Source organism: Marinobacter shunpengi, assembly GCF_045449715.1.
Lineage (GTDB): Bacteria > Pseudomonadota > Gammaproteobacteria > Pseudomonadales > Oleiphilaceae > Marinobacter.
This window is the reverse complement of record NZ_JBJJLA010000027.1, coordinates 110,279-135,377: the sequence shown is the minus strand read 5'-3', so window position 1 is coordinate 135,377 and position 25,099 is coordinate 110,279. Positions and strand designations below refer to the sequence as shown.

Below are 25,099 nucleotides of genomic sequence, written 5' to 3'. Positions count from 1 at the left end.
GCCACGGGAGCCATTCCCGTCACCGGACTGACCGCCTCACATACGCCAAAGGGTGCGGGCCCTGTTGGACCCGCACCCTCGGTGTCATCCGGCTTGAACCGGACCTTACATCAGCTCGTCCTTGCTCAGGTTCGGCATCTCTGCTGCCTTGTCCTGCAGATCCATCAGTGCATCACGGGGAGGCACGATCAGGCCAACGCTCTTCAGGTAGCCGTTCGGGCCCATGGCGCCGGCGCTGGTGAATTCCTCGGCGTACTCGGTAATACCCGGAACCACGCCGATGTGAGCCTTCTTCACGTAGAAGAACAGGGAGCGGGCAACAGGGTACTCGTCAGCGGCAATGTTCTCCACTGTCGGCACCATGCCGTTCAGGCGGGCGGCCTGGAGGCGGTCCGAGTTCTCTTCCAGGAAGCTGTAGCCGAACACACCGTACATCTTGGTATCGTCGATCAGCTTCTGGACGATCAGGTTGTCGTTCTCGCCGGCTTCGATGAAGGCGCCGTCTTCACGGATGCTGTGGCACACGCCTTCCATGTCGTCTTCGCTCATGTCGGCAACCGCCGGCAGGTCTTCACAGCCGCCCTGCATGGCCAGCTCGACGAAGGCGTCACGGGTGCCGGACGTCGGGGGCGGACCCATTACACGGATCGGCTTGTTGGGCAGGCTGGAATCGACATCGCTCCAGTTCTTGTAGGGGTTGTCGATCAGCCTGGACTCGTCATCCGGATCCGGAACCTGCTTGCCCAGGGCCAGGAACAGTTGCTCCAGGTTGATGTCCAGGTTCTCGGCTTCGCTGGAGCTGGCGATAACGATACCGTCGGAACCGATACGGAACTCGGTAATGTTCTCAACGCCGTTGCTCTGGCACAGGTCGTATTCGGACGGCTTCATGCGGCGGGAAGCGTTGGTGATATCCGGGTGCTGGGTACCGATGCCCTGGCAGAACAGCTTCAGGCCGCCGCCGGAACCGGTGGATTCCAGCTTCGGCGTCGGGAAGTCAGAGTTGGCACCGAAACGCTCGGCTACCACGGTAGCGAACGGGTAAACGGTGGAAGAACCCACGATGCTGATTGTGTCGCGGGCCATGGCCGGCGTGGATACGGCGGCAACAGAGCCTGCCAGTACTGCAGTTGCGAGTGCTGCTCTCAGTTTCATACGTTGCATCTCCATCGGTTTATTGCTGTCGGGTTATCCGATGGTGGGCAGATTACGGACAGTCTATGACAACTTTGTGACACCCGCAGGATTAATTTCCACTTATGGAGCCTCCGATATCACTGGCAACACAGGACCAGAGTCACCAGCGACAAGTCGTAGATCAGCGAATTTACCAGACAGGACACTGCTTATCTGTCGATTTCACTTGCATACGGCGATGTGATGAATACCATGCTCAGCAAATAAACAGGGAATCCGGTATCAACTGCCCTCCCAATCATGAATACAGGGCTTACCCGACGGCCCCCTATCCAAGAAAAACAAGGTAGCGCTCAATGACTGACTTCGACGACGACAGGCCCACCCCCCGTGGGGAACTGGTGATCCAGGTAGTACCCCTGCCCGCCGACACCAACGCCAATGGCGACGTGTACGCCGGCTGGCTGGTACAGCAGATGGACACCGCCGCAGGCACCCTGGCCGGACGCATCTCCCAGGGCCGCAACGCCACCGTCGCCATGGACCGCATGGAATTCCTCTCGCCCCTGCGCATCGGCGCCCAGGTTGGGTGCTACTGCGAACTGGTGGACATCGGCCGCAGCTCCATGAAGATCAACGTGGAAGTGTGGACCCGGGACCGCAATAACAAGGGCGCACGCAAGGTGACCGAAGGTCTGTTCGTGTATGTGGCCATTGATGAGCATGGCCGCATTCGCGAAGTCCCGGAACAGGCCCACTGACGCATCCCGTGGCGGGGTGCGCTGCCGTTCCTTCTACCGAAGGAAACCACCCCATCACATAATGTGTCGCGTTAGCACGTTGCTGTCATAAAAGCATCATCGGATTGCCTTATCGTCCGGGAGTAAGCCTATTCCCAGACAACAAGGAGTCCGACGATGACGATGAAACCGCTGACACTGCTGGCCTGCCTTCCCCTGATGCTGCCCCTGGCCAGCCACGCCGAGTTCACTCTCGACAGCCGCTACCAGGACCAGGACGGCGACCTGGTGGCCGACATCCCCGCCGATGCCGACCAGCAAGTGGATCCCTCCACCCTCATCTTTGCCTACACGCCGGTTGAAGACCCGGCCGTCTACCGGGAAGTCTGGTCCGAATTCATGGACCACCTGGCCGACACCACCGGCAAGAAGGTCCAGTTTTTCCCGGTGCAGTCCAACGCCGCCCAGATCGAAGCCATGCGCGCCGGGCGCCTGCATATTGCCGGCTTCAATACCGGCTCCAACCCTCTGGCAGTGGCCTGCGCAGGCTTTCGTCCATTTACCATGATGGCCGCCGCAGACGGTTCCTTCGGCTATGAGATGGAAATCATCACCTACCCGGACTCGGGCATTGACGAGGTGGAAGATATCCGTGGCGGGGAAATGGCCTTTACCTCCCAGACCTCCAACTCCGGCTTCAAGGCGCCGTCGGCGATCCTGAAGGCAGACTATGGCATGGTGGCCGGAGAAGACTTTGAGCCGGTGTTCTCCGGCAAGCACGACAACTCCATACTGGGGGTCGCCAACCAGGACTACCCGGCTGCCGCCATTGCCAACTCGGTGCTTAACCGCATGCTGAGCCGGGATGTGGTGAGCGAGGACCAGATTGTCTCCCTTTACCAGTCCCAGACCTTCCCCACCACAGGCTATGGCATCGCCCACAATCTGACTCCGGAGTTGCAGGAAGCCATCCAGGACGCCTTCTTCTCCTTTGAATGGGAAGGCACCGCACTGGAAGAGGAGTTCTCCAAGTCCGGCGAGGCCCAGTTCATTCCCATCACCTTCAAGGAGCATTGGGAAGTGATCCGCAAGATCGACGATGCCAACGGCGTTGAATACCACTGTCAATAAGCGGTGAATCGACCACGTGCTTACACTCAGCAACCTCTCAAAAACCTACCCCACCGGAGACACAGCCCTCCGCCAGGTCAGCTTAGAAGTACCCGCTGGCCAGGTGGTGGGGCTGATCGGCCCCTCCGGTGCGGGCAAGTCCACCCTGATCCGGTGCATTAACCGCCTGGTGGAACCGTCCGCCGGGGAAATCCTGCTGTCGGAGACCAACCTGGCGACCCTGCAAGGCGGTGCACTGCGCCGTGCCCGACGCCGGATCGGCATGATCTTCCAAGAGTATGCCCTGGTGGAGCGCCTGACGGTGATGGAGAACGTACTGTCGGGGCGGCTCGGTTACGTGCCCGCCTGGCGTTCGTTCCTGCGCCGCTATTCACCGGACGATGTGGCCCAGGCATTTTCCCTGCTGGAACAGGTCGGGCTGTCGGACCATTTCAACAAGCGGGCCGATGCCCTGTCCGGTGGCCAGCGCCAGCGCGTCGGCATTGCCCGGGCCCTGGAACAGGACCCGGAACTGCTGCTGGTGGACGAACCCACCGCGTCCCTGGACCCCAAAACCTCGCGCCAGATCATGCGCCTGATCGGCAGCGCCTGCCGGGAAAGGAACCTGCCGGCCATCATCAATATCCACGATGTGATGCTGGCCCGGCAATTCACCGACCGGATCATCGGCCTGAGGGCCGGCGAGGTGGTCTTTGACGGCAGACCCGAGGCACTGACCGACGAGGTTCTGACCCGCATCTACGGCAATGAGGACTGGACTCAGATGCGCGGTGAGGATACCGCCCACGAAGAGCCCCTGGCTCCCACCGTGGACCTGGCCGAGGGGGTATAGATGACGGCGCAAAGCTACCCCACCCGCTGGAAGCGGCCACCGGTACTGCTGACCAATCCGTTGTGGCGACGGCTGATCTACACCGGCGCGCTGATCTACCTGGTGCTGGCGATGCAAAGCGTGGAGATCGACTGGCACCGGGTGTGGCTGGGACTGGACCGGGGCTGGAAATTCGTGGAAGGCTTCCTGGTACCGGATTTCGTCACCCGGTGGCGGGACATCCGCGAAGGCCTGGTGGAGAGCCTGACCATGACGGTGACCTCAACGGTGGCCGGTATCCTGATTTCCGTGCCCATCGGCATCGGCGCCGCCCGCAACCTGGCGCCAGCGCCGGTGTACCTGGCCTGCCGGAGCATCATCACCCTGTCCCGCTCGTTCCAGGAAGTGATCATCGCCATCCTGCTGGTGGCCATGTTCGGCTTCGGGCCCTTTGCGGGCTTCCTGACACTGGCATTCGCCACCATCGGTTTCCTGTCAAAACTGCTGGCGGAGGATATCGAGGAATGCGACCACAGCCAGCTCGAAGCCATCCGCGCCACCGGCGCAAGCTGGTGGCAGGTGGTCAACTACGCCGTACAGCCCCAGGTCATGCCCCGGCTGGTGGGGCTCTCTCTGTACCGCCTGGACATCAACTTCCGGGAATCGGCGGTGATCGGCATAGTCGGGGCCGGTGGCATCGGCGCCACCCTGAACACCGCCATTGACCGTTACGAGTATGATTCCGCCGGGGCCATCCTGATTATCATCATCGCCATCGTGCTGGTGGTGGAATATTCGTCTTCCTGGATTCGCAGGTGGGTACAATGACCGAAACCCCTTCCGTGCCTGTCTGGCAGTACCGGACACCGAAGCAGACGCTGCTGCGATGGCTGGGCTGGTTCTCGCTGGTGGCTCTGACCGTGTTCTGCTGGCAGTTGATGAACGAGAACACGATCTGGGCCTTTGTCAGTGACGCGCCGGACCAGGCAGCCGATATCGGCGGGCGCATGTTTCCGCCAGCCTGGGGTTACATCGACGAGTTGTGGGCCCCCCTGTGGGATACCATCAATATCGCCACCCTAGGCACCCTGATCGGGGTAGCCATTGCGGTACCGGTGGCCTTTCTGGCTGCCAGCAACACCACCCCCAGTAAACGGTTTGTGCGCCCGCTGGCACTCCTGCTGATCGTGGCGTCCCGATCCATCAATTCGCTTATCTGGGCGCTGCTGCTGGTGGCCATTATCGGCCCGGGGCTGTTGTCCGGCATTATCGCTATCGGCCTGCGGTCCATCGGCTTCGTGGCCAAGTTGCTCTACGAGGCGATCGAGGAGATCGACACCAGCCAGGTGGAAGCGGTACGGGCCACCGGCGCCAGTGGTGTCCAGGTGATCGACTATGCCATCGTGCCGCAGATCCTGCCGGCGTTCTGGGGCATCAGCGTGTTCCGCTGGGACATCAACATCCGCGAGTCCACCATCCTGGGGCTGGTGGGAGCCGGCGGCCTGGGCATCCAGCTCAACGCATCGCTGGCCACCCTGGCCTGGAACCAGGTGGCGATGATCTTTGTGGTGATCCTCGCCACCGTGGTGGTCTCGGAGTGGGTATCCGCCCGGGTGCGACAGGCGGTAATCTGAGGGCATGACCGATAGCCATCCAACCACCTTTGACGGCGTCACCCCGACACCCGCCTGGGCCTTTGACCAGTACCAGCGGCTGCGGGATCAGCTCCCGGCGACGGCCGCCAACCAAAGTGCTCCCCGGTGGATAGCGTCGCTGGAACCACTGGCCGGCGAGTTCGACGCCTTTGTCTTTGATGCGTTCGGCGTGCTGAACACCGGGCAGGCCGTCATTCCCGGCGCGGCGGCCCGACTGGCGGCGCTGCAGGCCCTCGGGAAACCGGTCCTGGTGCTCTCCAACGCCGCTACCGCCAGCCAGCAGGCCCTGACCGCAAAATACCGGGCCATGGGGTTCGGGCTGACCGAAGACAGGATCATTTCCAGCCGCTGGTTGCTGGAAGACGCCCTCGCCCGGGAACCGAGGCAAGGCGTGTGGGGCGTGATCGCACCGGCGCATTCCGACAGCCAGTCACTGGGCCCGCTGACACAGCAGCCGGTACGCCCCGGCGTAAGCGACCAGGCGCTGGACGCCTGCGACGGGTTTATCTTCCTGAGCAGCGAGCATTGGGATGAGTCCCTGCACGCTCAACTGTCGAACAGCCTGAAACGTCGACGGCGACCGCTGGAGGTGGCGAACCCGGACCTGGTGGCGCCCCGTGGTGATTGCCTGACCCTGGAACCCGGCTTTTTCGCCCACAAACTGCGAGAGGAAACGGGCATCACCCCGCGTTTCTTCGGCAAACCTTACGGCCCGGCCTTTGACGCCGCCCTCGAGCGCCTCGCCGGCATTCCCGCCCGTCGAATACTGATGGTCGGCGACACCCTGCACACGGATATCCTTGGCGCCAGGACAAAGGGAATGGCAAGCCTGCTGGTCACCGGCCACGGCTCACTGGCGGGTCTGGACCTGGAGACCTGCATCCGGACGTCCGGCATTACGCCGGACTTTGTCACCTCGTCGATCTGAACAGCCGACCCGCCTTTCGGAATCGTAACCCCCTGATACATGACACCACAGGCAGAATAGGGACACCGTTTGCCATAGGAGTCACCCATGGATCGACGTTCCCTGTTGCTTCACCTGGCCGCCACCGCGGGCCTGACTGGCCTGCCCCTGTCTGCGCTAATGACGCCCCGCCCGGCGGTGGCCAGCAAGGTTCCGGTACCCGAGCAGTTCGACTTCGCCTGGCTCAAGGGCCACGCCCGTCACCTGGCCGACCAGCCCCATGCCCCCACCCGGGAGCAGGTGCCCCAGGCGCTGAAGGACATCTCCTGGGATGACTACCAGTCAATACGGTTCAAGGCCGACCAGGCACTCTGGCATAACGAAGACACCCCCTTCGAGATCGGCTTCTTCCATCTGGGGCTGTATTTCCAGGAGCCCGTGCACCTGTTCGAGCTGGTGAACGGCCAGCCCCGGGAAATCCCCTACAGCCCCGACAACTTCACCTACAAAGGCGAACAGTCCCTGCAAGGGCTACCGGACGATCTCGGCTATGCCGGCTTCCGGGTTCGCTTCCATACCGATGATGAACGGGACCTGGCCGCCTTCCTGGGGGCCAGCTACTTCCGGGCGGTGGGCGAGTCCATGCAGTACGGCCTGTCCGCCCGGGGGCTGGCGGTGGACACGGCGCTGGACAGCGGCGAGGAGTTTCCCCGCTTCACCGCATTCTGGTTCCAGCCGCCACCGGCCGGTTCCACACGGCTGACCCTATACGCCCTGCTGGAGTCCGACAGCGTGACCGGCGCCTATGCCTTCGACCTGTATCCGGGCCGGGACATGGTGATGGACATTGATGCGGCCCTCTACCCTCGCCGTACCATCGAACGCGTCGGCATTGCCCCGCTCACCAGCATGTACCAGATGGGCGAGAACGACCGCCGCATGGCCAACGACTGGCGACCGGAAATCCATGATTCCGACGGCCTGTCCCTGTGGACCGGTGCCGGGGAATGGATCTGGCGCCCACTGCGCAACCCCCGGCATTTGCAGGTCAACAGTTTTCTCGACGACAACCCGCGAGGTTTTGGTCTGCTACAGCGGGACCGGGATTTTGACCACTACCAGGACGACAGCGTGTTCTATGGCAAACGACCGAGCCTGTGGGTGGAACCCGGTAGCAACTGGGGCGAAGGCTCGGTGATGCTGGTGGAGATTCCCACCGCGGACGAAACCATGGACAACATCGTTGCCTTCTGGCACCCCAAAGAACCACTGGAACCGGGCCGGGAGCACCTGTTCAGCTATCGGCTGACCTGGGGCGAGAAGCCGCCGGCGTCACCGGACAACCTGGCCACGGTGGAGGCGACCCGCACGGGCATCGGCGGTGTGGTGGGCCAGGAGCGCACCTACTTCTCGCGGCGGTTTGCCATCGACTTTGCCGGGGGACTGCTGGGCATGATGGGCGAGGATGCCGAGGTGGAGCCGGTGATCGAGGTCAGCCGGGGCAAAGTGGAAATCACTTCGGCCCGGCCACTGGGCTCGATCAATGGCTACCGGGCCATGTTCGACCTGGTGCCGGACGACTCACCGGAGCCCATCGACCTGCGGGTGTACCTGCGCCTGGGGGACCAGCCGCTGACGGAGACCTGGGTCTACCAGTATTCTCCCCCGCCAGTGGAAGAACGGAAATTCTGATCCGCCTGCCGCTGACGCCGGATCAGCAGGCTTCCAGCGGTGCGTAGGCCAGCACCAGCCACTTGGCGCCGTCGTCGAAGTTCACCTGAACGCGAGTGTGGTGGCCACTGCCCTCGCTGTTCATCACAATCCCCTCGCCAAACTTGGGGTGGCGCACCCGCTGGCCAAGGCTGAAGCCGGTACCGGCCTCCGGTTGCTGGCTGAACAGCCCTTCGTTGGGCCGGGATACCATGGCGGGGCGGCTGACCGTGTTGCGCAGGCGCACCTCCTGGAGGCAGTCGGCCGGAATCTCCCGTACAAAGCGGGACAGGGCGTGGAACTTCTCCTGACCGTACAGGCGCCGGGATTCGGCGTAGGTGAGGATCAGCCGCTTCATGGCCCGGGTGATGCCCACGTAAGCCAGCCGGCGTTCCTCTTCCATGCGACCCGGTTCCTCCAGGGACATGCTGTGGGGGAACAGCCCTTCCTCCACCCCGGCCAGGAACACCAGCGGGAACTCCAGGCCCTTGGCGGAGTGCAGCGTCATCAGCTGGACGCTGTCCTCGTGGGTATCCGCCTGGGCCTCGCCGGCGTCCAGGGCCGCCTGGGCGATGAATTCCGACAACGCGTCCTCATCGTCCTCCACCTCATAGTCCGACAGGGCGTTGACCAGTTCCTCCAGGTTCTCCACCCGGGCCTGGCCCTTCTCGCCCTTTTCGTTGGCGTGGTAATCCTTGAGGCCGCTGAGCTCCAGGGTTTCCTTCATCAGGCCCTGCAGGGACGACTGGTCCACCTTGTCGGTCAGGGTCTGGATGATGTCGATAAACTGCTGCAGGCCGGTGCGGGCCTTGCCCTTGACCACGCCCGCGTCCAGCATGCGCTCGGACGCCTCCCACAGGGAGATACCCTGCTCGGTGGCGTAGGCCCGCAGGTCCCCCAGGCTCTTGGCGCCGATGCCCCGGGTGGGCACGTTCACCACCCGCTCGAAGGCGGCGTCGTCACGACGGTAGTGCACCAATCGCAGGTAGGCGATGGCGTTGCGGATTTCCTGGCGGTCGTAGAACCGCAGGCCGCCGTAGACCCGGTAGGGAATGCCCTGGCGCATCAGGGATTCCTCCAACACCCGGGACTGGGCGTTGGAGCGGTACAGGATGGCTGCCTCGCTGCGCAGGTTGCCTTCGTCCACCCAGGCGCTAATGGTGTCAGCGATGTAATTGGCCTCGTCCATTTCGTTGAAGGCGGCATACAGGCTGATGGGTTCGCCCTCGGGGCCGTCGGTCCACAGCTCCTTGCCGAGGCGCCCCTGGTTGTTGGCGATCACCGCGTTGGCGGCCTTGAGGATCAGTTGGGTGGAACGGTAGTTCTGCTCCAGGCGCACCAGGCGTGAGTTGGGGAAATCCCGCTGGTACTGCTGGATGTTCTCGATCTTGGCCCCGCGCCAGCCGTAGATGGACTGGTCATCATCCCCCACCACGGTGAGGGGTACCCGGTTGCTGGCCAGGATCTGCAGCCAGGCGTACTGGATGGTGTTGGTGTCCTGGAACTCGTCCACCAGGATGTGCTGGAAGCGACGCTGGTAGTGGGCCAGCAGTTCCGGCCGGTGCAGCCAGAGTTCGTGGGACCGCAGCAGCAGCTCACCAAAGTCCACCAGGCCACCCTGATTGCAGAGCTTCTCGTACTGGCGGTAGATCTGCAGCATGGTGCTGGTGAAGTGGTCGCCCGGGTTCTCCTGGATGTGGTCCGCCCGCAGGCCCTCGTCCTTGTGGCTGTTGATGAACCACTGGGCCTGGCGGGGTGGCCAGCGGCCCTCGTCGATCTGAAGCTCCCGCATCACCCGCTTGACCAGTCGCAGTTGATCGTCGCTGTCCAGTACCTGGAAATTCTCGGGCAGGCCGGCGTCCTGGTAGTGGGCCCGCAGCAGGCGGTGGGCGATGCCGTGGAAGGTACCGAACCACATTCCCCGGGCCGGCACGTCCATCATCTGTTCGATGCGGTAACGCATCTCCTTCGCCGCCTTGTTGGTGAAGGTCACGGCCAGGATACCAGTGGGCGGCACCCCATCCACCTGCATCAGCCAGGCCATACGATGGACCAGCACCCGGGTCTTGCCACTGCCGGCACCCGCCAGCACCAGCAGGTGGTCGTTCTGGGCGGTGACCGCTTCGCGCTGGGCGTCGTTCAGGGGATCGATGATGGGGGAGACATCCATGGATTCTGCCGTTCATTGCCTGGTGGAAAATGAGGCAGCAGTATATCACCCATGGGTGGGGGATTGGGTTATAGGGAGAGAGGTTGAAAGAGTGCCTCGGATACGAGGCACTCTTTCAGGGGCGTCAGAACCCCCGCGGTACCGCCTGCGGCTCGACAAACTCGAACAGACCTTCGGTGCCGCCCTCGCGGCCGATGCCGGAGGCTTTCATGCCGCCAAAGGGCGCTTCCGGGGCCGGGCCGGTGCCGGTGTTCCAGCCCACGTGGCCGAAGCGCAGGCCGCCGGCCACACGCTGGGCACGGTCCTCGTCGGCAGTGAACACGTAGGAGGCCAGGCCGAACTCGGTGTCGTTGCCCATTTCGATGGCTTCGTCCTCGGTGCTGAAGGCCACCATGGGCACCAGCGGGCCGAAGGTTTCCTCGCGGAAGCAGGCCATGTCGCGCTTGACGCCGGAGACCACGGTGGGCGGGAAGAACAGTTTGTCCTTCGGCAGGTCACCCGGCTGGGTGCCCGCCACCAGGCTGGCGCCTTTTTTCAGGGCGTCTTCCAGGTGGTCGCGGACCTTGTCGAAGCCGGCCCGGTTAATCAGCGGGCCGATGTCCACGTCGCCGTTGATACCATCGCCCACGGTCATTTTGTTGACCCGATCCGCCAGCTTGCCGGCAAAGGCGTCCATCACTTTCTCATGGACGAAGATGCGGTTGGCGCAGACACAGGTCTGGCCGCCGCCGCGGAATTTGTTGGCGATCAGGTTGTCCGCCGCCTTGTCCAGGTCGGCATCGTCAAACACGATGAACGGTGCGTTGCCACCCAGCTCCAGGGCCAGCTTCTTCACCTGGTCGGCGGTGTCGATGATCAGCTTGCGGCCCACTTCAGTGGAGCCGGTGAAGCTGAGCATGGGCACATCCGGGTTATCGCACAGTTCCTTGCCGATCACGCTGGCCTTGCCCATCACCAGGTTGATCATGCCTTCGGGCAGCTCCACGTTCTCATCAATGACGGTGAACATGGCGATCATGGTGAGTGGGGTTTCGCTGGCGGGCTTGATCACCGACGGGCAGCCGGCGGCCATCGCGGCGGACAATTTCTTGGCGATCATGCCGATGGGGAAGTTCCAGGGGGTGATCAGCCCCACCACGCCCACCGGGCGGTAGTGGATGGTCCAGGTGCAGTCCCGGGGCTTTTCTTCCAGGGTATGGGCATTCAGGTCGCCGATGGTCTTTGAAAAATAATCGAAGAAACCGGCGGCGTAGTCCACCTCGCCCTGGGCCTCGTTCAGGGGCTTTCCGTGCTCCAGACAGAGGATACGACCGATCTCCTCGCGGTTGTCCTTGAGGGCATCGCGAATGCCTTCCAGCCACTGTCGGCGGGTCTCGATGGCGTAGGGCTCGGTCAGCTTCAGGGCCGATTTGCCAGCCTCGATGGCCGCCCTGACATCCTCCACCGGCATTGAGGGCACACTGGCGAGTACTTGCCCCGTCGCCGGGTTGTAAACATCAAAGGTATTGTCGCCGGTGGCTTTCCACTGGCCGCCAATATAGCCTTTCAGGTTCTTCAGCAGGGGTGACTCGATCATGGTGACTCCTCTGTTTGAGAGACAGTTGCTGTCGCTTGTTCGCTTTTGTTCGACGCTGTCCGGGGTGTTGACGAAAACGTCCGGGAGTGAGACTACTGGTGAAACCGCTGACCACCCTGACGATCCGTGAAGGGTTCAGACGTTCTGAGGACATATTGGCTGCCTTTGTGACGTCTGTAAAGGCAATCGGCCAGCGCCCTGCAAGAAGCCGACCGGCATCTATACTGGTCGAAAACGTTGATTCATCAGGAGGCCGGAACATGAAAGCGTATTTTCACCCGTCACAGGACCTGCACGCTCCCAAGACGTACTTCACCCGCGGTCAGATGCGTCAGCCCCAGGAGGTGGCGGACCGTACCGGTCAGATGCTGGAGGGCCTGAAGGAACTGGGGGTGGAAGTGCTCCAGCCCGCAGACCAGGGGGCCGGGCCCATCTCCGACATCCATGATCTGGGTTACCTGCGCTTCCTGGAATCCGCCCACCGTCGCTGGATGGAGCAGGAGGACTGGGGCGAGGAGGTGATCTCCAATATCTTCGTGCGCGCGCCCAACCACCTGCAGGGCATTCTCGCAGAGGCCGCCCGCTACCAGGCCGACGGCAGTTCACCCATTGGCCCGAAAACCTGGGAGGCGGCCTACTGGTCGGCCCAGTCCGCACTGGGCGCGGCGGACGCCATCAAGGCTGGTGACCGGGTGTCCTATGCGGTGTGTCGCCCGCCGGGGCACCATGCCCGCCGCGACGCCGCTGGCGGTTTCTGTTACCTGAACAACGCCGCCATCGCCGCCCAGCACCTGCAGGACCGGTTCGCCCGGGTGGCCATCCTGGATACCGACATGCACCACGGCCAGGGTGTGCAGGAGATCTTCTACGATCGCAGCGACATCCTCTATATCTCCATCCACGGCGACCCCACCAACTTCTACCCGGTGGTCACCGGTTTCCAGAATGAGCGGGGCGAAGGTGATGGCGAGGGGTACAACATCAACTACCCCATGCCCCACGGTTCCAGTGAGGAGCATTTTTTCGAGACCCTGGACCGGGCACTCACCGACATCAAACTCTACGATCCAGACGTGCTGGTGCTGTGTCTGGGCTTCGACATCTACAAGAACGACCCCCAGGCCAAGGTATCGGTAACCTCCGAGGGCTTTGGCCGCCTTGGGAAACACATCAGCCAGCTGTACCTGCCCACCCTGGTGGTGCAGGAAGGCGGCTATGACCTGGAGTCCCTGAGTGAGAACGTGCAGCAGTTCTTCAGGGGAATCGGCGGGGTCTGAGGCCCTGCTTACCGGCTTAAAGCGTCAGCCAGTAGTAAACGCGCCCGATCTGCTCATGGAGCAGACGGGTGTTTTGCTGCAGGTACCAGGTACGGGGTACCAGTTCGATGCCGTCATGATCCCCGGTATGGATGAAGCCCATGGGAGCGGGGATCACCTCGAAGCCGAGCCGCTCGAACTCGGGGATGGCCCGGGTCAGATGAGCGGCGTGGGTCACCAGCAGGATGGTGTCCAGGTTGCCGGCGTTGAGGATGCGGGCGCTGAATTCGGCGTTCTCCCGGGTGGTGCCGCTCTCGTGCTCCATCCAGCGGGCCTGGATGTTGAAGGCCTCATCCAGCATGCGGTTCATCAACTGTGCCTCGGACTCCAGGTCGCGCTCTTCATTCCTGCCACCGGTCAGCAGTAGCGGCAACCCGGTGCGACGGTGCCAGCGAGCCGCCTCCGCCAGCCTGGCCAGGGGCGCCTCGGCCACCACGTCCCGCCCGGACCACTGGGGCGCATCGGTCTCACGGCCACCGCCCAGGACCACGATGACATCCGCCCGGGACGCCTCCTCCACCGTCGGCACCGGATGATCCTCCAGACCGATACTGAGCACCGACTGGACGGGCGGGATCGACAGCAGGTAGAGGGCGACCAGGCCCAGGATCATCAGTGCCCACCCAAGTCGGGGGAAACGCCTCACCAGCAGCATGCCCGCCGCCATCAGCAGGATATTCAGGAACGGGGGCAAAACCGCGTACTTGAGAACGTAGAGCATCGGCAGGAGTCCTTTCGTGCATGGGAGACCCAGCCCGGGGCGACCGGGGTGGAAACGGTTATTCCAACGACAGTTCAGCCAACAAGGGCAAGCGCCCCGTCAGCCCGGTACGTACACCTTGATGTTGTCGTGCCCCTCGGCCTTCAGGTGGCCGGCGTGCATGCGGCTCATGGTGCCCTTGTCGCAATAGAGCAGGTAGCAGCGGCCCCTGTCCAGGTCATCAACCTGCTGGTTGAGTTCGTAGAACGGGATGTTGATCACCTCGTTATTGGTCAGTGTCAGGGGCGAACGCTGTTCTTCGTCCGGGTGACGCACGTCGATGATGACATCATCCACCGCCGGGGTGCTGACCAGTTCCACTTCCTCGGGGGTCACCTCCGAGATCATCATACGGGAAACCGGGGTTTCGGTGCGGTTGTCCACCGCCTGCTGCAGGGCAGCCGGATCCATCAGCGCCTCGTCCGCCTCGACCCGGTGCAGTTTGGCCCGGGTGGCGGGTTTCTGGGAAATCACCCCGCAGTACTCGGGCATGTTGCGGGCGTAGGCTTCGGTGTCGATATCATGGGCGATACGAATGATCTGCTGCTTGTCCATGGCGATCAGGGGGCGCAGCACGATCATGTCGCTGGCCCGGTCCACCACATTCAGGTTGGTCAGGGTCTGGCTCGACACCTGGGCCACCGCATCCCCCATCACCAGGCCCTCGACCCGCAGCTCTTCCGCCACCCGGTCCGCCGCCTTCAGCATCTGGCGCTTGAGCACCACGCCCCAGTGCCGGTGATTGACCGAGCGCATGATCTCGGCTACTACTCCTTCGAAGGGCACGGACACAAACTTCACCGAATGGGACGAGCCATAACGCTGCCAGAGGTGACTGACCACCTGTTTCACGCCAACTTCGTGGGCATGCCCGCCCAGGTTGAAGAACAGGAAATGGCTGCGCAGGCCGCGCCGCATCATCAGGTAAGCCGCCACCGAGGAGTCGTAACCGCCGGAAATCAGCGTCATGACGGTTTCGACAGTGCCAATGGGGTAGCCGCCCATGCCTTCATGCTTGCGATGGGAAATGTGGAACCGGTCGTTGCGAACGTCGATGCGCACCTCCACATCCGGCTCCTTGAGCCGCACGCCGGCGGCCTCGGTGTGGGCCAGAAGATACCCGCCCACATGGCGTTCAAGCTCGCTGGAGGTGAAGTCGTGCTGACCGGTACGCCGGGCCCGGACCGCGAAGGTCTGACCGGCAAGACGCTGCCGGTAGGCCGCCAGGGCCTTGTCGGCGACATCATCCAGGTCCTGCAGGGGATACACGGAAATCTCCTGGATGGTGGAAATGCCGGGAATGCGGCTCAACTCGTCCAGCACCGGGCTCAGCAGGCCCCGGTCCTCCGGAACGTCCACATCGATCCGGTCCCAGGCGCCTTCCACCCGGATGTCGTCGTCCAGCCGCACCAGCAGCTTGCGGATATTCTGGCGTAGCTGACGCATCTGCTGGCGGCGGACGGGCTTGCTCTTGATGGCCACTTCGGCGGCCGGGCGGATCAGTAACATCATGGGATTAAAGGATCGGTCGAAGGTGACTGGCGTATTCGTCGTAAAACACCTAGTTTACCCGGTTCCCGTAATGGCTCAAAATCCGGCCTTGCCAAAATCAGAAAGGATGCCTGGAATGCAGAAACAACCCACGGCCAATGCCCTCGTGTCGCCGGAGGGCAGCCTCGAAATCCTATCCAACCACGAGGTCAACCGCCTCAAGGATCGGAGCGAGGGCGGCCTCTATCAGTTGTTCCGGCAGTGTGCCCTGGCCGTGCTCAACACCGGCGCGGAAACCGATGACTGCAAGGACCTGATGGAGGCCTATGCCGACTTCGACATCCGGCTGGTGCCCCAGCCCCGGGGCCTCAAGCTGGAAGTGTTGAATGCGCCGGCCAGCGCCTTCGTAGATGGCGAGATGCTGCGGGCCATCCGCGAGCACCTGTTTGCGGTGCTCAGGGACCTGGTCTACTCGAATACCATTCCCTCCTCGGTGGCCGGTTTCCGGCGGGACAACCCGGAAGACATCACCAACCTGATCTTCCACGTGCTGCGTAATGCCCGGGCCCTGCAGGCGGGTCGCCAGCCCGACCTGGTGGTGTGCTGGGGCGGCCACTCCATCAGCCGCGAGGAATACACCTACAGCAAGGAAGTGGGCCACCAGTTGGGCCTGCGCGGTCTGAGCATCTGCACCGGTTGTGGTCCGGGCGCCATGAAGGGGCCCATGAAAGGCGCCACCATCGGTCACGCCAAGCAGCGGGTGAAGAATGGCCGCTACATCGGCATCACGGAACCTGGCATTATCGGTGCTGAGGCCCCCAACCCCATCGTCAACGAACTGGTGATCCTGCCGGATATCGAGAAGCGCCTGGAGGCCTTCGTGCGGGCCGGCCACGGCATCATCGTGTTCCCCGGCGGTGTGGGCACGGCGGAGGAAATCCTCTACCTGCTGGGCATCCTGCTGCATCCGGACAACGCCGATATCCCCTTCCCGGTGGTGTTCACCGGCCTGAAGGAGAACGCGGAATACTTCGAGATGATCGACCGCTTCATTCGCAACGCCCTGGGCAACAAGGCGGCGGAAAAGTACGAGATCATTATTGACGATCCGGTCCGGGTGGCCCAGGCCATGAAAAAGGGCGTCACCGAGGTGGAGACCTTCCGCCGGGCCATGCAGGACGCCTACCACTTCAACTGGATGCTGAAGATAGACCCGGTGTTCCAGCTACCCTTCGACCCCACCCACATCAGTATGCGGGCCCTGGACCTGCATACCAAACAGCCGGCACACCTGATCGCGGCCAACCTGCGCAAGGCATTCAGCGGCATCGTGGCGGGTAACGTGAAAGCGGACGGCATCCGCCAGGTGCAGGCGAAAGGTCCTTTCGAGATTGCCGGCGACCCGGTGCTGCTGGATCCCCTGGAAGAGATGCTGGCCGCTTTCGTGGCCCAGGACCGCATGAAACTGCCCGGCGGCTCCGCCTATATCCCCAGTTACCGGATTGTCAGCGGGGGGTACTGACCGCAGGGAGACAGAAAACCGGCCAGGCAAGGGCCGGTTTTTCATCGGGGACGGGCTGACCTATTCGCCCCCGTCCGCCGGCAGGCTGGCATAGTAGGCTGCCAGGTTGGCAATGTCCTCATCGCTGAGCCCGGAGGCCTGGCCATGCATCACCGCCGCCTGGCCACCGCTACGCTCCTTGCTGCGATAGGCTTTCAGGGAGGAAATGAGGTAGGCCTCATTCTGGCCCGCCAGGTTGGGATACCCTGGAATCTGGGCAACACCGTTCCTGCCATGACAGGCTGCGCAAACCGCGGCCTTGGCCTTGCCAGCCTCGGGATTGCCGGCGGCGAAAACCGGACCAGCCCACATCACACTCATCATGAACGCACCTGCCACTACCACTTTGCCAACATTCATAGGTCTCTCCATCTGTTTTTTGATGTTATAACACAGGTTCGGGAGGTGGCGATTGAGACATATCAACGCAGTCTTCCCGCCTGTAACCTGCGACCTTAGTACGCTTTATTTCTGGTAAAGTTATCACCAAAGTAGGCTTTTCGAGCGTTGCAAGACAAACCAGAAGGACTGCGCCAGACAGCATGAGCATCCAGACCCGGGAAATCCCCTGCCGAAGTGGCATCCTCGGCATCCTCACCCTGAATTCGCCGGACAAACTGAATGCCCTGTCCTCCGCCATGCTGACCGGACTGCAGGCGCAACTGGATGCCTGGGCCGAGAACGACGACATCTGCCTGGTGCTGATCACCGCCAACGGTGATCGCGCCTTCTCGGCGGGGATCGATCTTCGGGAGGTATACCAGGCCACCCGGGCACCGGCACCTGCCGCAGCCGTTACAGATATATTCGCCCGGGAGTACCGGGTGGATTACACCCTGCACACCTTTCCCAAGCCGGTGATCACCCTGGCCCACGGCATTACCATGGGCGGCGGCATGGGCCTGCTGCAGGCCAGCCGCTACCGCCTGATCACACCGGAAACGGTCATGGCCATGCCCGAGGCCACCATCGGTCTGTTTCCCGACGCGGGGGCCAGCTGGTTCCTCAACCGTTTGCCGGGCAGTATCGGCCTGTTCATGGGCCTGACCGGGGCCCGGCTCAATGCCAGCGACGCCATGCGGGTGGGGCTGGCCGACCTGGCACTTGATCGCGAACGACAGGATGAGCTTGTCGAACGCATCAGCGAACAATACTGGACCGGCGAGATCGCTGCTGACGACAACCGCCTGTTCCGGCTGCTGAACCAGATCCGCGAGGCACGCCCGTCGGATCTGCCGGACAGTGAGCTGGCCCGCTATGAGCAGGATATCGCCCGCCTGTGCCGCCGGGATGAACTGCCAAGGGTGGTCGCAAGGCTGCTGGAAAGCCCGCCCGGCAATGACTGGTGGAACGCCTGCAAAGACAGCCTTCGCCAGGCCTGCCCGATCTCGCTGGGCCTGCTGGAGAGCCAGCTTGCCCATGGCCTGCAGATGTCCCTGAAGGATATCTTCCGGATGGAACTGGCCATGGCCGCCAACTGCGGTCGCCACCCCGACCTGCAGGAAGGCATCCGTGCCCTGGTCATCGACCGGGACCGGCACCCGACCTGGTCCTGCCATTCATTGGCCGAGGTATCGGAAGCGACCATTGAGGGTTATTTCGAGGCACCCTGGCCGGAACAGGAATCGCCACTGGCGGACCTCTGACCGGGTGTCGTGACGGTGTCGGTCTGTGGGCACCACTCCCCGACCGTTTACCAACACCCTGATCACGCTACACTGGTTATCTGGAACTGTCGTGGATGGCGCGTGCTGTCCAGGGCAAACAACGACTTCCCGAAAAGACAGAGGACGTTCCCGCGACCATGACAGCGTACCTGGCCTTCCCTCGCCCACGCGACTGCCTGATCATGTTGTTTTTACTGGTGTCGACGCTTACCACCGCACCGGCGACCGCCGCCGTCACCGACCTGTTGCCACCCGGCGTCCGCGACCTGGCCGGGAGTCAGGATAAGCAGTCTGATGGGGAAACCACCGGGAACAACGGCGAAACCGGTGAATCACAAGTCGCCCAGGAAGAAGGGGCCACTGGCGAGGCCTCCGTTAATGAAGGGGAAGCCGAAGAACCACCACCGAAGCCTTCCGCCACCCCTGTGCAGCCAAGCCTGGAAGACTACGAGGAAGAGCCCGTTGAAAGCCAGCTCCAGGCCGCCGAGACCGCCGATATCCGCCAGCAGATCCAGGTGTTGCGCGACTCCCTCGACAAACGCCAGGCAGCGCTGGAGGCCACGAACCATCGGCTGGCTCATGCCGAGTCCCAACTGGAACGCCTCAACAAGGAATACCAGAGTTTCGAGTTGCGCCTGGAGAAAGCCGGCCTCAACCTGACCGGGGAGTACGCCCGCCTGCTGCGCCAACGCCTGGACCGCCTGGAAAGCCAGACCGTTGCCGCAGGGCTGACCCGGGGCATCAGCGAACAGCTTTCCTCGGCGCGGGAGGAACAGCTTCGCCTCGAGGAATACGGCGCCATCACGTCCCCCGAAGCCACCAGTCGGAACCGGATGAAGCAGAAACGCAGTGACCTGATCGCTCAGCTCCACTCGGCGGTCACCCAACATATTGAAACGCTCAATGAGTACTACAACACCGTCATCGAGCTGCAAGACCGGTTCTACGCCTATCAGGAACTGCTACAGCAACGGCTGTTCTGGCTGCCCAGCGCCGACCCGGTCAGCCCCGACATGTTCGACCGCCTTTATCAGAGCGTTACCTGGTTCCTTTCCGGGTTCCGGGGGCCCGACCTCATGGAGGCCCTGGAGCGGTCGGTGTCCGAACGGGGCTTGCGCATCCTCGCGCTGACACTGGGCGTGGCCCTGCTGCTGGCCCGGCGCAGGAGCATCGTCCGGGCCCTGATCAACTCCGGACAGTACGTGGGCAATGTGGGTCGGGACAGAGTACGCTACACGATGGCCGCAGCCCTTTTCAGCGTGTTGCTGGCGTTGCCGGGGGTCCTCCTCCTGTCCATTCTGGCACTGTTGCTGAAGGAGGGTAACGCCTTTTTTGCAGCCCTTGCCTCGGGCCTGACCGGCGCGGCATTCGTGACCCTGCTGCTGCGGACCCTTCACTCCGTGGCCCGCCGGGACGGCCTGGCTGAGCGACATTTCCGCTGGAATGCCGACACCCAGCGGGCCATCCGCCGCAACATTCCGGTACTGTTGGCGGTCCTTGCTCCCGTCATCATCATCATGGCAACACTGGATACGCCCCAGGGGACCAGTTTCAACGACAGCCTTGGCCGCCTGTTGTTCGCCATTGCCTCGGTCACGCTTTCCCTGTTCGCCCACCGTGTGATGTCGTCGGTGCGCCTCCACCATCCCGAACGCCGCCTGCTGAAAGGGGCACATATCCTTGCCGTCAGCCTGCCGATACTGCTGGCACTGGCGTCATTCTGGGGCTATCACTACACCGCGCTGGAACTGGAAGGCCTGATGTTTATCAGCATCTCCTGGCTGGCCTTCGTCATGCTGTTTTACTATATGGCCCTGCGGGGGCTGGCGGTCAGGGAACGCCGGCTGACCCTGGATCGCCTGCGGGAACAGCGGGCTACCGAACGCCGGCTGGCGGAAACCCGGGAGGCGGCGGGATCCTCCGGCGAGGGGATACCGGTGACCCTGGACATGCCAGAGATGGACCTCAAGGACATCAGCCAGCAAAGCAAGGCGCTGCTCAAGATTCTTGCCGTTGTCCTGGCGGTAGCCGTGCTGTGGGTATTCTGGGCCGATGTCATACCAGCCCTTGCGGTATTCGACAACATTACCCTGTGGACCATCACGACCGGTGTTGAAGGGGCCGACCCGCTGCCCATCACCCTCGGTGACCTGATGATGGGCTTTCTGTTTGGTGCCGGCACAGTGCTCGCCGCCCGCAACCTTCCCGGCACCCTGGAGGTCATGCTTCTCAGCCGGCTCAAGCTGGAGCCCGGGGCGGGCTACGCCATCACCACCATGGCTACCTACGTCATCGTGTTCATCGGCATTGCCGCGTCGCTGGCGGTGATCGGTCTGCAGTGGTCCAAGCTGCAATGGCTGGTGGCGGCCCTCGGCGTTGGCCTGGGCTTTGGCCTGCAGGAAATCGTGGCCAACTTCGTTTCCGGCATCATCCTGCTGTTCGAGCGCCCCATCCGGGTGGGGGATACCGTGTCCATTGGCGGCACCACCGGCACCGTCTCCCGCATACGAATCCGCGCCACCACCCTGGTGGACTGGGACCGCAAGGAGCAGATCATCCCCAACAAGACGTTCGTGACCCAGGACCTGACCAACTGGACACTCACCGACCCCATTACCCGGGTCATTATTCGCGTGGGAGTGGCCTACGGTTCGGATGTGGACACGGTACGGGACCTGCTCTACGACGCAGCCATGAAGAACGACCGGGTGGTGGACAATCCGGCGCCGGCGGTTTTCTGCGTGGGCTTTGGCGACAGCAGTGTGAACTTCGAGGTGCGGGCGTTCGTCCGGGACCTGCTGGACATCATGCCATTGTCCCACGAACTGCATTCCGCCATTACCCGGTCACTACGGGAGGCGGGCATCGAGATTCCCTTCCCGCAGCGGGATATTCACATCCGCACCGCGTCGGGGCCCTGGAATCCCGGCCAGCCCGATGGCGGTCAACAGAAAGAGGATGACTGAATCGCCAGCAACGGGCTACTCCTCCACCCGCCGGGTAAGGCACTGGGCCAACTGTTCATCAAACGCCCGGGAGAGCTGGTCCATGAACGCATCAGCGCTGTCACCGGGCACATGGGCCTCGCCCACGACGACATCGCAGTTGAACGGCACGATCATGGAGCCCCCCTTGGGCATGGCACGGCCAAGTCCGTGCATCACTACCGTGGTCACATTGACGCCGGTCACACTGCGGGCCAGGTGATAGATCCCCTTGCGCAATGGCTGCATCTGCTCCGGATCACCACGACTGCCCTCCGGAAACAGCAGCAGGATCTCCCCGTTGTCCAGCGCGGCCTGGCACTCGGCAAACAGCTCCTCCTTTGACGCACCACCCTGCCGATCCAGGGGAATAATGCCGATAACCCGGAGGGCAAACCAGGCCAGCAGCCGGTTACGCAGGAAATAGTCGGCCGCCGCCACCGGTCGCACCTTTGGCAACTGGCGGATGGGAAACAGCGCCATCAGCACCATGGTATCCAGGTGGCTGTTGTGATTGGCCGCGATGATGGCCGGGCCGGAGCGGGGAAGCCGCTCACGGTTATACAGGTTGAGCCCCAGCCCGATGAACACCACCGGCTTGACGATCAGCAGGAAGAACAGCTTTTTCAGGCTATTGCCAAACATGACGCCCCCTTCAGTACTTGAGGTAGTAGATGAAGTGGAAGAACAGCGGCGCCGTGTACATCAGGCTGTCGATGCGATCGAGGATGCCGCCATGGCCCGGAATCAACTGGCCGGTATCCTTGATGCCCAGGTCCCGCTTGGTGGCCGACACCGTCAGGTCGCCCACGAACCCCGCCACGCCAATCAGCAGGCCGGCCCCCAGTCCCTCGAACCAGGACAGCGGCGTCAGCCAGGTGGACAGCAGCATCGCCAGTACCATGGTGGTGCCCACGCCCCCCAGGAATCCGGCCCAGGTCTTGTTGGGGCTGATCTTCGGCACGATCTTGCGCTTGCCCAGGGTCTTGCCCCAAAGGTACTGGGCCACGTCGTTGAACTGGGTCAGGAACAGCAGGTAGAGCACCAGCCCGATGGGCCCGCCCGCCGGGTTGCGCTCCCCGGGCAGGATCAGCAGGTAGGCAATGTGGCTGATGGCGAACACCGTGGTCATCACCGCCCACTGGTAGGAGGTGGCGGACCGGATAAAGCCCCGGGTTTCCCCCAGCATCAGCAGGGCAAAGGGAATGAACAGGAACAGGTAAACCGGGATAAAAATGATAAACACCCCGTACCAATCCAGGGCGACCCAGTAGTACTGAACCGGGATCATCAGGTACAGGGCCAGGATCACACGGCGGTCCGTATGCCGTACCGGCAGGATGGAGAAGAACTCCCGCAACGCCAGGAAGCTCAGTACGGCGAAGAACGCCAGCGACGCCCCGCGGCCGATGATCAGCACCACGAACACCACGCCGACCATGATCCACCAGGAGTTGATACGCTGGCGCAACTCCCGGTGAGCTTCCTCCGCCATACGGCTCGCCAGCAGGCGTTCCGCCACCGAGCCAATGACCAGCAGCAGGAATACCGCCAGCATGGCGTACTGGATGCTGGCGGGTAGCGAGAGAATCAACAGGAAAGACAGATCCATGGTTTATGCCTCCCCCCGGCTGAGCGCGTGATGGATACCCATCAGACGTCTACCACAGGTCACAGCGCTCCCCACCGCGACCACCCATAACGTCAGCCAGAGCGCCATACCGGGCGCTGCCCAGGTGCTGTCAAAAACGGATACCACACAGGCAATGGTCATCAGAGCCATTCGATGCTGCTTGGCCATGGGCCCCCGGAAATCCGCCGGCACCCCGAGGGAGCTGCCCAGCACCCGGACGTAGGCAGTGAGCACCGCCAGCAATGCCCCCAGCCAGCCCAGCCAGGGCGCGGAATCGAACCCCGGCAGTGAGTACCCCAGGGCCACCAGTAACAGGGCGTCACTGACCCGGTCCGGTACATCGTTGAACAGTTCGCCGGCGGGCGTACTCTTGCCCCCTTCGACCGCCACCATGCCATCGAACAGGTTGCACAGCAGGCGGCCCTGGATCATCGCCGCCGCCAGCAGCAGGCACAGCCAGCGCCATCCGCCATCCAGCACGCCACTGGCCAGGAAGGCGCCGGCCCCCAGCAGCGCAAACAGGATACTCCCCAGGGAAATCTGGTTGGGGGAGATCTCACGCTGCGCCAGCCAATGGGCGAACTGGCCAGACCACTGTTTCTGTCGAACCTTGAGCGGCCTTCTCTGGCCTTGTACATCATCCATTACTTACAACTCCGGGATATGAGTGACTTTCAGGGTAAGGACGCCTGGCGCTGAAGCTGGAGACTCAGAAACAGGCAATAGCAGAACGCCACCGTCGACGGTGGGACGATGGTCCGCCAGACATCGGGGGTCTGGCCAAGGGTATGCGCAAGGTAGAGAAAGGCCCCGGTCACCGACACGGTCAGGAAAGGAGGCACCAGCACCCGGCCAACCGGGGTCCGAAACCGCCGGACCTGCCAGGTCACCGCAGCTGCCATGATCAGGGTGACGACAAAACTGATGGCGCCCTGCACCAGGCAGGCAATCAGTGCCGGCTGCCAGCCGGCTTCCCGGTTGACCACCAGTGCCCAGCCTCCCCAGAGGGCAAAGGCCAGGCTGGCGGCCAGCAATTTTCCGGATGTCCTTTCCATGGTCTCCCGTCCCTGGAACAACGGCCTTTGGATTACCTGAATGTAACAGCGAATGCTACACCATGCATCCGACCGGTACTATCAGGGCCCGGCTCCCGCCCCGGCGAGCCGCAACGAAAAAGGTGAACCCGGTTCACAACCCGACCGCTTTTACATCAATTGACAATTCAGGGCTCCGCCCCCGGCACCGCCTCCGATAAACTTTATTCCACCCTAACCATCACCTTCGTCGCCCCGGTGGTTTGACCCGACCCTGTAAGGATACTGTTCATGATACAACGGATTCTGATCCTGCTGGCCCTCCCGGTCCTGCTGATGGCGTCGTCCATCACCCACGCCGGGGTGTACAAGTGCGAGATGAGTGACGGTCGCATCGCCTATTCCGACAAGCCCTGTACCAATGGCAGGTCCAGCGAGGTGCGGGTACGCAGCCACTCCGGTTCCAGCACCACCAGCCGGGCCAGCAGCGCCTCGCCCGTATCCGCTTCCGGTGACGGCCTGGACTGTTCAACCTCGGTGGCCAATGGGCAGGAATGGATCGAAAGCATGCGCAGCGTCGGCCAGCGCAACCTGGATACCGGCCACATGTCGCGGGAGCAATATAACAACGGCATGAAACAGATTGACGACATGGCAGGCAACATCACGGTCGGTAACTGTCAGAGCTCAACCGGCAATACCCGCAAGTTCTTCGAGTGCCTGGGCGACATCTCCAACCACCTGGCCCGTTGCGGGCAGCGTCATAACCCGGTGTTCTGACGGAATAAACACCTTCACTCAACCGGGCTGATACAA

22 protein-coding genes are annotated in these 25,099 nt (G+C 62.8%); 12 read left to right on the top strand and 10 right to left on the bottom strand.

All coding sequences use genetic code 11. The annotated features are described in order from the left end of the window. Positions 1–105: 105 nt before the first annotated feature. The gene (locus ACJO3T_RS19175) at positions 106–1,155 is read right to left on the bottom strand and encodes a substrate-binding domain-containing protein (RefSeq protein WP_406979516.1); all 1,050 of its coding nucleotides are present in this window, start codon (positions 1,153–1,155) and stop codon (positions 106–108) included. 338 nt (positions 1,156–1,493) lie between these two features. Here ACJO3T_RS19175 and ACJO3T_RS19170 point away from each other — a divergent pair, with 338 nt between their 5' ends. The 7 genes from ACJO3T_RS19170 (at position 1,494) to ACJO3T_RS19140 (ending at position 8,073) form a co-directional block, all read left to right on the top strand. After that, complete coding sequence (locus ACJO3T_RS19170; protein ID WP_406965438.1) at positions 1,494–1,898, top strand: acyl-CoA thioesterase; 405 nt, start codon at positions 1,494–1,496, stop codon at positions 1,896–1,898. Positions 1,899–2,054: 156 nt separating this feature from the next. Continuing rightward, positions 2,055–3,008, top strand: a complete 954-nt coding sequence (gene phnD, locus ACJO3T_RS19165) for a phosphate/phosphite/phosphonate ABC transporter substrate-binding protein (RefSeq protein ID WP_406965437.1) — start codon at positions 2,055–2,057, stop codon at positions 3,006–3,008. 16 nt (positions 3,009–3,024) lie between these two features. Then, positions 3,025–3,840, top strand: coding sequence for a phosphonate ABC transporter ATP-binding protein (gene phnC, locus ACJO3T_RS19160; RefSeq protein ID WP_406979515.1), 816 nt, complete (start codon positions 3,025–3,027; stop codon positions 3,838–3,840). Next, positions 3,841–4,647, top strand: a complete 807-nt coding sequence (gene phnE, locus ACJO3T_RS19155) for a phosphonate ABC transporter, permease protein PhnE (protein ID WP_406965434.1) — start codon at positions 3,841–3,843, stop codon at positions 4,645–4,647. Further along, on the top strand, positions 4,644–5,453 hold the full coding sequence (gene phnE, locus ACJO3T_RS19150; protein ID WP_406965433.1) for a phosphonate ABC transporter, permease protein PhnE: 810 nt from the start codon (positions 4,644–4,646) through the stop codon (positions 5,451–5,453). The genes phnE (ACJO3T_RS19155) and phnE (ACJO3T_RS19150) overlap by 4 nt, the downstream gene beginning before the upstream one ends. 4 nt (positions 5,454–5,457) lie before the next feature. After that, on the top strand, positions 5,458–6,402 hold the full coding sequence (locus ACJO3T_RS19145) for an HAD-IIA family hydrolase (protein ID WP_406979514.1): 945 nt from the start codon (positions 5,458–5,460) through the stop codon (positions 6,400–6,402). 87 nt (positions 6,403–6,489) lie between these two features. Then, complete coding sequence (locus tag ACJO3T_RS19140) at positions 6,490–8,073, top strand: OpgD/OpgG family glucan biosynthesis protein (RefSeq protein WP_406979512.1); 1,584 nt, start codon at positions 6,490–6,492, stop codon at positions 8,071–8,073. A 22-nt stretch (positions 8,074–8,095) separates the two neighbouring features. Here the strand turns inward: ACJO3T_RS19140 and uvrD are convergent, their stop codons facing one another. Together uvrD and ACJO3T_RS19130 are read right to left on the bottom strand one after the other, a co-directional pair. Next, positions 8,096–10,261 (bottom strand): DNA helicase II, encoded by a 2,166-nt coding sequence (uvrD, locus tag ACJO3T_RS19135; protein ID WP_406979510.1) that lies wholly within the window; start codon positions 10,259–10,261, stop codon positions 8,096–8,098. A gap of 124 nt (positions 10,262–10,385) precedes the next feature. Next, positions 10,386–11,837 (bottom strand): NAD-dependent succinate-semialdehyde dehydrogenase, encoded by a 1,452-nt coding sequence (locus tag ACJO3T_RS19130; protein ID WP_406965428.1) that lies wholly within the window; start codon positions 11,835–11,837, stop codon positions 10,386–10,388. Positions 11,838–12,097: 260 nt separating this feature from the next. Here ACJO3T_RS19130 and ACJO3T_RS19125 point away from each other — a divergent pair, with 260 nt between their 5' ends. Next, the gene (locus tag ACJO3T_RS19125; protein ID WP_406965427.1) at positions 12,098–13,114 is read left to right on the top strand and encodes a histone deacetylase family protein; all 1,017 of its coding nucleotides are present in this window, start codon (positions 12,098–12,100) and stop codon (positions 13,112–13,114) included. A gap of 16 nt (positions 13,115–13,130) precedes the next feature. On the opposite strand, the gene ACJO3T_RS19120 is transcribed toward ACJO3T_RS19125, so the two are convergent. Both ACJO3T_RS19120 and thiI read right to left on the bottom strand, forming a co-directional pair. Then, entirely contained in the window at positions 13,131–13,874 is a 744-nt protein-coding gene (locus tag ACJO3T_RS19120) for a YdcF family protein (protein WP_406965425.1), read from the bottom strand. 99 nt (positions 13,875–13,973) lie between these two features. Beyond that, entirely contained in the window at positions 13,974–15,425 is a 1,452-nt protein-coding gene (gene thiI / locus ACJO3T_RS19115; protein ID WP_406965423.1) for a tRNA uracil 4-sulfurtransferase ThiI, read from the bottom strand. Positions 15,426–15,540: 115 nt separating this feature from the next. Between thiI and ppnN the strand changes: the two genes are divergently transcribed. Then, positions 15,541–16,926, top strand: a complete 1,386-nt coding sequence (ppnN, locus tag ACJO3T_RS19110; protein WP_406965422.1) for a nucleotide 5'-monophosphate nucleosidase PpnN — start codon at positions 15,541–15,543, stop codon at positions 16,924–16,926. A gap of 60 nt (positions 16,927–16,986) precedes the next feature. On the opposite strand, the gene ACJO3T_RS19105 is transcribed toward ppnN, so the two are convergent. After that, positions 16,987–17,325: a c-type cytochrome gene (locus ACJO3T_RS19105; RefSeq protein WP_406979509.1), complete on the bottom strand. Its 339-nt coding sequence runs from the start codon at positions 17,323–17,325 to the stop codon at positions 16,987–16,989. Positions 17,326–17,507: 182 nt separating this feature from the next. Between ACJO3T_RS19105 and ACJO3T_RS19100 the strand changes: the two genes are divergently transcribed. Together ACJO3T_RS19100 and ACJO3T_RS19095 are read left to right on the top strand one after the other, a co-directional pair. Beyond that, a complete protein-coding gene (locus ACJO3T_RS19100) occupies positions 17,508–18,611 on the top strand; it encodes an enoyl-CoA hydratase/isomerase family protein (RefSeq protein ID WP_406965419.1) in 1,104 nt (367 codons plus the stop codon). Positions 18,612–18,769: 158 nt separating this feature from the next. Continuing rightward, positions 18,770–21,598 (top strand): mechanosensitive ion channel domain-containing protein, encoded by a 2,829-nt coding sequence (locus ACJO3T_RS19095; RefSeq protein ID WP_406979507.1) that lies wholly within the window; start codon positions 18,770–18,772, stop codon positions 21,596–21,598. 15 nt (positions 21,599–21,613) lie between these two features. Here the strand turns inward: ACJO3T_RS19095 and ACJO3T_RS19090 are convergent, their stop codons facing one another. Genes ACJO3T_RS19090 through ACJO3T_RS19075 form a run of 4 tightly spaced genes read right to left on the bottom strand, consistent with a single transcriptional unit; the run spans position 21,614 to position 24,304 of the window. After that, a complete protein-coding gene (locus tag ACJO3T_RS19090) occupies positions 21,614–22,261 on the bottom strand; it encodes a lysophospholipid acyltransferase family protein (protein WP_406965417.1) in 648 nt (215 codons plus the stop codon). 10 nt (positions 22,262–22,271) lie between these two features. Then, on the bottom strand, positions 22,272–23,228 hold the full coding sequence (locus tag ACJO3T_RS19085; RefSeq protein ID WP_406965415.1) for a phosphatidate cytidylyltransferase: 957 nt from the start codon (positions 23,226–23,228) through the stop codon (positions 22,272–22,274). A 3-nt stretch (positions 23,229–23,231) separates the two neighbouring features. Further along, complete coding sequence (locus ACJO3T_RS19080; protein ID WP_406965414.1) at positions 23,232–23,894, bottom strand: CDP-alcohol phosphatidyltransferase family protein; 663 nt, start codon at positions 23,892–23,894, stop codon at positions 23,232–23,234. Positions 23,895–23,923: 29 nt separating this feature from the next. Beyond that, positions 23,924–24,304, bottom strand: a complete 381-nt coding sequence (locus ACJO3T_RS19075; protein WP_406965412.1) for a hypothetical protein — start codon at positions 24,302–24,304, stop codon at positions 23,924–23,926. Positions 24,305–24,574: 270 nt separating this feature from the next. Here ACJO3T_RS19075 and ACJO3T_RS19070 point away from each other — a divergent pair, with 270 nt between their 5' ends. Continuing rightward, positions 24,575–25,063 carry a DUF4124 domain-containing protein gene (locus tag ACJO3T_RS19070; RefSeq protein ID WP_406979506.1) on the top strand — a complete coding sequence of 163 codons (489 nt, stop codon included), beginning with the start codon at positions 24,575–24,577 and terminating at the stop codon, positions 25,061–25,063. Positions 25,064–25,099: the final 36 nt, after the last annotated feature.